The sequence below is a fragment of the Vibrio sp. 10N.261.55.F4 genome (assembly GCF_041470465.1).
In the GTDB taxonomy this organism is placed as follows: Bacteria; Pseudomonadota; Gammaproteobacteria; order Enterobacterales; family Vibrionaceae; genus Vibrio; species Vibrio crassostreae_C.
The window spans coordinates 145,831-157,303 of record NZ_JBFRMM010000014.1 but is presented as its reverse complement, the minus strand read 5'-3'; the positions used below and the strand labels follow the sequence as shown (position 1 = coordinate 157,303).

The window sequence follows — 11,473 nt, the reverse complement described above, 5'->3', positions numbered from 1 at the left end:
GCCACAGGAGCGACCGCGGACGTGGTGTTCAGCTACACCGCAAGCGATGGCACGGTCAACCAAACCAATACCTTAACCATTACCGTGACAGGCACCAACGATGCGCCTCAGTTAACCGCCGATGTGGGCGAGGTGAATGAAGACGCGACCTTAACGGTCAGTGCAGAAGACGGCGTGTTGGCCAATGACAGCGATGTCGATGGCGACTCATTGAACGTCACGGGTATTTTGAACGGTACTACGGGCACCGCAACCGCCGTGGCAGACAGTGGCGACACAGTGATAAGCAATGATTACGGCACATTGACCATTCGTGGCGATGGCAGCTACAGCTTTGTGGCGGACGGCAGCGATTCTCAAGCGTTGGCCACAGGAGCGACCGCGGACGTGGTGTTCACCTACACCGCAAGCGATGGCACGGTCAATCAAACCAATACCTTAACCATTACCGTGACAGGCACCAACGACGGTCCAGTAGCGATTGATGACACATATGAAACTCATAGTGAGACGCTGCTCTTCTCTGAGTCCTTTGAAAACATGACAAACACAGGTCGTTGGACTGTAGTAACTGGCGACGAACTAGATGATTGGGAAGCAACAAATGGTCTAGAGATTCAGCGTGACGGTCTCATAGCTGAAGCGACAGACGGTGACTACCTCGCTGAGCTTGATGCTCATCAAAACACCGCGATCACAACAAATATTAATACGTCAGACCAAGATAGCGTGCGTGTTGAATTTAATTACAACCCTCGACGAGACGGTAATTCATCTTCTGACATGACGTTTAAAGTCGGTGACACGTTAGTTACTGTTCACGCAGATGGATCTCTATCGGGTGCCGACGGACTTAATGTCCAAATAGGGCAACCTGACGCAAATGGTTGGTATAAGATCACGGCTGAGTTCGAAGTCCAAGGGGACGTTACGGACCTTACATTTGCAGGCGCTGGAGCTTCAGATAGCTACGGTGCGTTGTTAGATAACATTACAGTGACAGGTATTAATCAATCTAAACTTGTTACTGCTGAAGACACGTCTATCACGATTTCTTTTGATGAATTGTTAGCGAATGATACTGACATTGATGGTGATGAGCTCTCAATTGTTGTGGGTTCAATTACCTCCGCGACTAATGGTGAGCTGTTTGTCGACTACACAAACAATACAATTATATTCACACCGGATACCGACTATAACGGGGAGGCAACTTTTAAATATAAAGTGACCGATGGGAACGGTGGGGAAGACGAAGCAGAAGTTACGCTTAATATTACTCCTGTGAACGATGCACCAGTGCTGACAGGCGATCTGTTGGGTGAAGTGGATGAAGAAGGCAGCTATACCATTACGGCTGAGGATCTGGGCTACACGGACGTTGATGATACTGTCACAGGTGTGAACTTCACTGTCGGCAACGCGAGCAACGGCACAATTTTAGTCGGCGGTGTTCCGTCGAACCATTTCACTGTGGCGCAGTTGGCGGCGGGTGAAGTGACGTTCAAACATGACGGCAGCGAAACCAAGTCGGCGTCGTTCGATGTGAATGTTGAAGACGGCAACGAAGATGGTAGCACACCGGTAGACAGCACTTTCAACTTGACGGTGACGCCAGTGAATGATGCGCCGGAGCTGACAGGCGATCTGGCGGCGGAAGTGGACGAGGCAGGCAGCTACACGATCTCGGCAGCTGACTTGGGTTATACAGACGTTGACGATACAGACACAGGCGTGACCTTCACGGTCGGCAACGCGAGCAACGGCACAATCTTAGTGAACGGCGTCGCGTCAAGCAGCTTCACGGTGGCGCAGTTGGCGGCGGGTAAAGTGACGTTTAAACATGACGGCAGCGAAACCACGTCGGCGTCTTTCGATATTAACGTTGAAGACGGCAACGAAGATGGCAGCACACCGGTAGACAGCACGTTCAACTTGACGGTGACGCCAGTCAACGATGCGCCTGTAGCCATCAGTGATTCTTACAAAAACGTTCAAGAAACCATATTGCTCACTGAGTCATTCGAAAATATGGCAAACCCAGCGGGTTGGACGGTTGTTTCTAAAGACCCATCAGAGGTATGGGACTTTACTAATGGTATAGAGATTGAGCGAGACGGCTTAATTGTTGATGCTACCGACGGTGATTTTTACGCAGAGCTAGACCCACATAAAAACACGGTGATGACGACATCAATTGATACGTCGGATCAAGACTCTTTGAGGGTAGAGTTCGATTATAACCCTCGCCAAGACGGCAACTCGTCGTCTGATATGACTTTTACTGTTGGGAATACAACTATTACGCTGCATGCGGATGGAACAGTGACTGCTCCAGAAGGCATTTCTGTAACACTAGATGGTCCGGATAACAAAGGTTGGTATCAAGCAAATGCTGAGTTTGATGTTAGTAGTGATGCTACTTTAATCGCTTTTGCTGGTGCGGGTAAATCTGATTCGCTTGGTGCGTTCATCGATAACATTACAGTTACCGGGATAGATGCACCCAAACTCATAACGGAAGAAGATCAGGCTCTTACTATTAGTGGTAGTGAGCTGCTAGCCAATGATTTCGATGTTGATGGGGATGACATAACCATTTTTTCTGTCAACGCAACCGATGCTACAAACGGTTCTGTTCAGCTGATAGATGGCAATGTCGTGTTTGAACCTAACCAAGACTTCAATGGTGAAGCGACTTTCGAATACACCATTGTTGATACTCATGGTGAAAAAAGCACTACGACAGTGACCGTTAATGTAACACCAGTAAATGATGACCCTATCGCGAACGATGATTCAAGAGAATTAGGTGATAACCTGATCGTCAATGGTAGCTTTGAAGACTATGAATCGGTATCAAATGCCGGTTGGGGTTCTCGAATCGACCAACTAGATGGTTGGTCCTACGATGCAAGAACTGGTGCTTTAGATTCAGTTCAAGAAGGCTATGCTGTTGATGAAACAGACGGCGATCGTATGATTGATATGGAAGGTAATGGTGACAATGTAACCCTTACTCAACAAATTCAAGGTGTAGAAAGCGGTACCTTATACCAACTGTCTTTTGATACGGCAATGTACGAAAGATTGCCGAGTGCTGAGCTTGAGGTCATTTGGAACGGCGAAGTTGTTGCTACGATCACCCCTGAAAGTAACATAATGCAAACCCAGTTATTGGAATTATTAGGTGGGAGTGGAGATGGTTCAAATACCCTTTCATTTAGAGAAGTTGGCACTGAAGGCGACAAGAGTGGGACTTATCTAGACAATATCAAATTTCAAGAAGTGATTAAAAATCTTCAGACACAAGAAGATGTAACTCTCGATATACCTAGTAGCGAGTTACTTTCGAATGACTCTGATGTTGATGGTGATACGTTAATCATTTTAGATAGTTTAGTGATTGATCCAACATACGGTCAGGTTGAGTTAGTTGAGCTACAAGATGGTTCTCAGACCGTTCGTTACACTCCAGCGGATGACTTCAATGGTATCGCTACGTTTACTTACACAGTTTCTGACGGTAAAGGTGGTACTGATTCCGCCGTGGTTACGATTAATGTCACTCCAGAAAATGATGCTCCAATATTTGTCAAAGATGGAGTGCCGATTGGCGATACTGATCAAATAAGTGTATCGACTAAAGAGGATAACTCTGTATCTGGTAAGGTTACTGCAACCGATATTGACGACACTGACCTGACTTACACGGTGAGCCAACCTACAAACGGTAGTGTTGAGATCGACCCTGAAACGGGCGAGTGGAAGTACACTCCGAACAACGAGTTTGATGGAGATGATTCATTTGTTGTTGCCGTGTCGGACGGTAACGGTGGTACAGATACGGTTGTAGTGAATGTTGATGTATTACCTGTTGCTGAGCTAACAGTTACTGCTGGCCAACCAGTGACAGAAGCAGAAGATGCTTTCTTATCATTTGAAATCAACCTAGATGAGCTTGTCTCTGAGAACGTTGGTCTTGCTCTTACACTAGGGTCGGCAGGGGATACTGCAACTAAAGGTGTCGATTACGAAGACAAGATCTACGTTAAAGATGGACAAGATTATAAAGCGCTTTCAGATCAGGAGCTTGCCGATCTTATTATTGCTAGCGGCTCTGATAGCTTAGAAGTCTTCATCAAGGTTCTTGATGATAAATTGCTTGAGGGTGAAGAGACTGTAACTCTAAATGCTAGCTCAACTAGTGAGTTTGTTGAAAATGACAAACAGGACTCAGGTACAGCTAAGATTGTCGATGAGACAGACACAAACGACAAAGATACCGTTACAGTTGGGCTGACTGGTCCCGATTCAGTTATTGAGGGTGATAAGACAAGCCCATTTACGATTACGCTAAGTGAGCAAGTGCCTGAAGATAGTGTGGTTACTCTTCAGTACTCTTACACAAACGCGAGCAATGAAGATATTGTTGAAGTTATAACTGTAAACGTAGACGCAAATACAAATACAGCGACCTTTGAGATTCAAACTGAACAAGACAACGAATACGAAGTCGGACAAGAGTTTAACGTTAGTGTTGTATCCGTAACTCAAGATGGTACCGATGTATTTGAGAAGCTAGATACGTCTAGCGCTGATAAAAATGTAGCTATTGACGACAGCCATGATAACCCGCCAAAAGCTGAAGACTTCTCTATTTCTCTCAATGCAGATGGCTCTTCGCAAGTTATTTTCGATACCGGAATGGGAGCTATCGAAGGAGATGGTACAGACCATATTTCTGATGACGAAGATGATAACGATAATGACGCAGATACAAATCTCGGTGTGATCATCACAGAGCTACCTGATTCAGGAACTCTTTACTATGTCGATGGTAATAACAAGGTTGAAGTGGTAGTTGGGCAGACGTATGCAGATCCTAACAACATCGTTTATGAAGATGACCAAGAATCAACAGGCTTCTTCTTAGGTGTTGATGATACATCCACATTAGATAAAGGCCCTCATAGCACTGCAGAGTTTCATAGCTGGGGTGATGAAGTAGATGCGTATACTCGCGAACTGAAGTTTGATAATGGTGATGTCGTCACCATTACCTCGGAAGGTCGAAATAACGTTGACGCCAAGCCTTTAGTACAGAACAACAGCCAGCAAGGCCATATGGGTTTCGGTATTGCATCGACTAATCGCGGTATTCACCAAGATGAGGTAATCAACATTGATTTCTCTTCTCGTCCAGCGGACTCAGTAACGGTTGGTCTAAGCGGTTTGGGTGGCTGGTTTGCCCCAAATGCTGATGATAGTGTTCAATCAAGAGCCGAGATTACAGTCACCTTTGATTATGGTAATGGTGTCACAGAAGACAAAACCTTCCTTTATGATGACACCCACAATAATCAAAATGTCACGATTGTCGCTCCTGAAGGTGCTGAGATTGTTTCGGTGGAAGCAAGCACACAAGGACCAGGTAACTGGGAGCTGACTTCTCTTGAAGCTAAGGCGTCAGATTCATTCGAATATAAAGCGGTAGACAGTGATGGTAACGAAAGTGAAGTTAAGACAGTTACTATCGATAAGTCTGGTGACCTGAATGCGAATAACGATCCGCAAGGCTTCGAAGTTAAACTGGGTGAGTTCAGTGAAGACAACGACTCTCCATGGTCGGCTGAAGGTGCTGAGCTGAGTGCCAGCTTCAATGGCCAAGATAAAGACTTTGCACACAGCGGTATTAAGATTGGTGTTGCCGGCAAAGTGGGTGGATTGGGTGCTCAGATTGAATATGATCGTGCAGAACAGCAATCTGAGAAGTTTGAAATCAATTTAGATAGCCCTGCGACTCAGTTTACATTTTCAGTATCTAACTTGTTTAAAAACGAAGGTAATGACGGTGATTTCACTGATAACCATGAACAAGGCAGTTGGGTAGCGTACCTCAATGGCGTAGCGGTTGCAGGTGATACGTTTATTGCTGAAGACGGTAACAATAAAGGTACTTACGAAATAACACCGCTTACTCCTGATGGTACGCCAATCGCATTTGATACTGTGGTATTTGAAGCAACTGAGTATTCCAACCAAGCAACGCATGATAATGATGCGTCAGATTACTTCCTAACTGGTTTTAAAGCCTCTAGTGAAGGCGCATATGCAGTGAATCAAGGCGGCATTCTTGAGATTCCAACATCGAAGCTTGCTGGCATTATCGGTTCTGAGCTTCTAAATAACGATATCGATTCAGATGGCGACAATCTACGTATTACCTATGTATACGGTGAAACGGAAGGTAATGCGTATATCAAAGACGGCATCGTATACTTTGATTTAACTGGCGATGATTTTGTCGGTGAAACAACGTTTAAATATCAGGTTACTGATGATAATGGCCAAATCGCGAGTGCTGAAGTTAATGTTATCGTCAACCCTTTACCGACTCCTTCTAGTGTTGCGTCTGTAGACCTGCTAGCAGACTCAGTAGTTGAAGGTGATGAACTTGGCTTTAAAGTCACTTTGGATTCAAGTGCACTTGTTGAATCTGCGTTGGACGTTACTTTTGGTAAGAACACGGATGCTGCGAATGATTCGGGTGAAGAAAAAGATCTCGACTTGAGTCAGGTTCGTTTTACTAATGGCGTCACCTATGATCAGCAAAGTGGAAAACTGATTGTCCCAATTGGAGTGAAGGACTTTGCAATCTTGATTCCGACAATTGATGACAGTCTCCATGAGATCGCTGAAACCTACACCGTGACTGTTGATGGTGAATCTGCAGTGGGCAGCATTACTGATAACGATGAAGCTCCAACTATCGATACAGTGAGCAACGCGGTTAATCCAAATAATGAACAAGTAATTGAAGGCGATGTAGCTGTCTTCACCGTGAACCTAGTTAGCACAAGCAGTCAAGAGACTCGATTTGATTGGTCGTTAAACTCCGGTTCAGCTGAGCTCGGTGATAACAAAGATTTCACCAACAACGTAGAGTTCACTGAGGGCGTGACGCTTGTTAATGGTCAGCTTGTTGTGCCTGCGGGAGTAACGTCGTTTGACATCAAGGTACCAACTAACGATGACGGCATTGATGAGTTAAATGAGAGTTTCACGCTCGAAGTGGGTGGCAAGCAAGGTATTGCAACGATCATCGATAATGATGAAGCACCGCAAGCACAGGACTCACATGTCATTGGCGATGAGGCACAAGCCCAAGGTTCATCGATTACGTTTGAGTGGGCCGATTTCAACGTTTCTGATGCAGATTCTAGTGAATTGTCGATTGTTATCACTAGTGCTCCAGGCGCGGGTGATATGTATCTGTACAACGAATCTACTGATGAATGGGCTCTGTTAAATACTGAAACGATTGGCACAGGAGTATCAGTAAGCCAAGAGCAGGTTGAACAAGGTTTCTTGATATTCAACCCAGTAAGCTATGAATCTAGTACGTCAATGTCTGATGAAGAGAATGTAGTAACTGGTAATAATCAACAAGATTATGCTGAGTTTAACTACCACAGTTCGGACGGCATCAACACCAGCTCTAGCACGACGATGTCGATTGATATTCGCCCTGATACGACGCTTGCCAAGTTAGTAGTAGATACACCAAATGTAGATTTAGATGAAGGTTTTAAGTTAGAGCAATGGGAGAACCTAGACTTTGATTACAACAATGGTAGCGGTGTCGCTCCGGACGTTGTTGAACAAGCTATCGAGTCTGCAGGTGCTGCCAACACTTCAGAAGTCACACAGACGCCAGACTTTGGCACTCAGAACTCTCCAGCTATCGAAAACATTTCGAGCAAACTTACTGGTTTGGTATTCCTAGTTGCTGGTGAGTCATACGTGTTTAGTGGTCATGCAGATGATTCATTTAGACTTGAAGTCGGTGGTGAAACCATGGCCTCTCAAACTTGGGGTGGAGGTGGTACCTATGAGTCTTCAGCCTTTGTACCATCGGCATCAGGTTGGTACACAATTACTGCATTCCACGACAACGAGGCTGGTCCAGGTAATGCCACTATCAGTGTCGCAGTTGGTGGCAATGAACCCGTAGACTTTAACACGGACAACTTTGATATTGTTCCTGATGTAAGTTCGCTTGAGGATAAAGTTAATATCGGGACACAGGTTGAACATGAATCCTTAGAGGGTGGTTATTACCCAGCGTTCGATATTAATGAAGGGCTGGAAGATACCTTTATCAATGTCTCTAAGATCACTACGCAGCTTGTTGATACCGATGGTTCAGAGACGTTGAGACTCGTCGTGTCTGGTTTACCTGAAGGTTCAATTGTTAAACTTGGAGATCAGGAGCTTGTTGTTAATGCTGATGGTGAAGTTGATATATCTGCTTGGTTAACATCAAATGGTACTGCCGAAACAGTGCTCGCTGATCTGATGATTCAGGTTGATGAGCCAGGCACTTATAGCGTTAAGGTTGAAGCTATTTCAGACGAGATTGTCGGCGATACCAGTGAGATTTCGAATGGGGCCTTCGAGCTAATTGTCCATCCAGTACCTGTTGGACCAGATGCTGAAAGTAAGGAAGCCTTTGGACAGGAAGATACTATTTTAGTGCTATCGATTGATGATTTTGGGATTGAGTCTGGCAACGATGTAGTGATAACTCATCAACCACTCGATGGAGCGTTGGTGATTAACCTTGGCACTGATCAAGAGCCAAATTGGCAGCCACTAAACTCGAATCAGATTACATCGGCTCAATTAACTTCAGGCGTGATTGGCTTTAATCCGGATATTAACGAATCTGGTTATGACGGCTTTAATGTTGATGGTGTAGGCAATAAATCGAATGACTACGCTGAAATTAAGTTCAAGGCTGTAAACGAGAATGGTACGTCAGAAGAACATACGCTTACGGTAGATATTACGCCTGTGGCTGATGCTCCTGTTGTTACTATTACTATTGGTGATTTGAAAACAATTCGAGTGGAACCTAGCTTCGATACATCTGACGAACAGGCCGTTAAAGATCTATTTAATAATGGCACTCTACTAGAAATGGGTAACACGGGTAATATTGTTGAGGGACTCACCTCAAGTGGAGACGTGATTAATAACGCTGATACTACTGATGATCGTACTGACAAAGATGATTTGTTTATAGCGAAAGATCAGCGCAATCCAGATGATGTAGCATTGTCTCCTGTCCACTTTGTCGGTGATGTATCGGCGGGTACACAGGGAAGTGATACATTTATAGGAAGCGCTTATAACGACCACTTTGACGGAGGTATAGGCTCGATCGATGATCTTAACCAAGTAGACAGTGTTATTTATACAGGGGACATATCAGACTACGTTTTACGTTGGTTCCCTGCTGATGATCATAGTGAAGTTCCATATTGGATTGTCGAAGACAAACGTTTCATTGATACGGCCGACCAAGTAGGTGCTAGTGATAAAGAAGCTGGTGATCACCTTTATGAGATAGAGCAGATTGTATTCAAAGATACTATCGTGAGTTTGGACAATGAATCTGGCACTTATCAAATTCTAGAAGAGCAAGTTCTACCGATTGATGTGTCAGTTGCGCTTGTTGATGTCGATGGAAGCGAGACCTTAAGCGACAAAGTTGAACTAACCGGGATTCCTTCAGGGTTGAAGCTAGAAATAGATGGAGAGGCTGTAGAGCCAGTCTCATCTGAGAATGGTGTTGCAACTTATGAGTTAGATATTGATGCTGCAGGTAACGTTCTTGGAGATGTACAGATTCGAGTACCTTCTGATTATCAAGGCGACCTAGACTTTGAACTTAAGGCTACAGCAACTTCGGTTGAAGTGGATGGTACTTCACAGGACAGTTATGCCACATCTTCTGCATCAGTCCGCAATCACAGTATATTAATGGGTGAGAGTGGATCTGATAACATCATTACTGATGAAAACAGTAACATTGTCATCGGCGATACATCAGGCTTGCAAATTATCCCAGGGCAGGATTACAACATCGCGTTTATTTTCGACACTTCCGGTAGTATGAAGGGTACGATTGCCGACGCTAAGCCTGAATTGCAGGCGGCATTTGATAAGTTAGTTGAAAGTGCAGGCGGTGAAAACTCAGGTACTGTGAACGTGCTGCTAACACAATTTGAAACTAATGCGTCTCATGTCATTAGTATCGATTTGAGTTCAGCTCACCCTAAAACTCAGTTTGAGAACGCCCTCAACACGATAATTGATGACAACTCAGGACGAACCAACTATGAGGCTGGCTTCGATTCTGCGATAGACTGGTTTAATTCACTACCAGATAATGACGCGACTAATCATTCGTTCTTTATCACTGATGGTGAAATTAACCAAGCAACACAGGATGATTTGGACGATGATGAACTTGATCAGTTCTGGATGTATGCGGATAAATCTAAGGGTGAAGCTCTAAGCTTACAAGATATCCTTGGTTCCGATTTTGACTTAGCATCTTTACAGCCATCAGGAAGCATAGAAGTAAATGGTGTTAAGGTTGTTGAATATGACAATGGTCATGGCCATAACCATGCGCACGTATATTCACCTTATCTAGATAACAATGGTAATCGTGTTAGGCTTGGTAAGTTGAAAATTGATGGTAATGAGCTTGTATTTAGGGATAAATACAGCGCTTCCGATACAGGCAGCAATAAGGTGACCCCACAAGCCGTTCACATGTTTAATATTTTAGCTGGCTTGTCTGCGGTACAGGCTATTGGCCTTGGTGGTAATGTCGACAAAGACACGTTAGAAATGTTTGATACAGACAAAGTGGTTGACCACAACATCAAAGTAGAAGACCTTGCTGAAGCAATCGCTGGTGATACGGTACAGGCTGTTCCAGGAGAAGATACGATAACCGCACAAAGTGGTGATGACATATTGTTTGGTGATCAGCCAGTGCTGTTTGCTGATGACGGTTTGACAGAGCTAACGCTCCAAGAATACGTAGCTCAAAAACTCAGTTCGGGTTTAGCTGACGTTGATGCTAAGACGATTCATGATTACGTCACTAGTCACAAAGAAGAGTTCGGTACTGCTTCAGAAAACGATGCTGATGATGAATTGTCAGGTGGTGAGGGTAACGATATCTTGTATGGTCAAGGTGGAGATGACACTTTAGATGGTGGCTTGGGTGACGACTTCTTATTTGGCGGAGAAGGCAGCGATACATTGACCGGTGGGGAAGGAGCAGATTTATTCGCCTGGTTAGACGGAGACTTAGATGGAAGCGCTGATGTCATCAAAGATTTTGATGTGAATGAAGGCGATAAAATTGACCTTTCTGAACTATTTGAAGAGTTAGACTCAAGTGAAATCGATTCTCTTTTAGGTGATATTAAAGACTCAGTCTCATCTAATGGTAATGGTGGTTCTGTTGTTACCGTTACTAAAGGTGGTGATTCAGTATCGATTGAGTTTGAGGGAGTAGCGACGGATGACCTAGCCAACTACTTGTTTGACCAAAGTGGTCTAAAGTATACCGATGGGTAAATGAAAAGACCGAAGCATAAGC

Annotated in this window: 1 protein-coding gene; it reads left to right on the top strand. The window is 44.5% G+C overall.

What is annotated here, in order from left to right; genetic code table 11:
* Nucleotides 1-21 precede the first annotated feature (21 nt).
* A complete protein-coding gene (locus AB4249_RS08340) occupies nucleotides 22-11,451 on the top strand; it encodes a tandem-95 repeat protein (protein ID WP_372102816.1) in 11,430 nt (3,809 codons plus the stop codon).
* The last annotated feature ends 22 nt before the right edge of the window (nucleotides 11,452-11,473 follow it).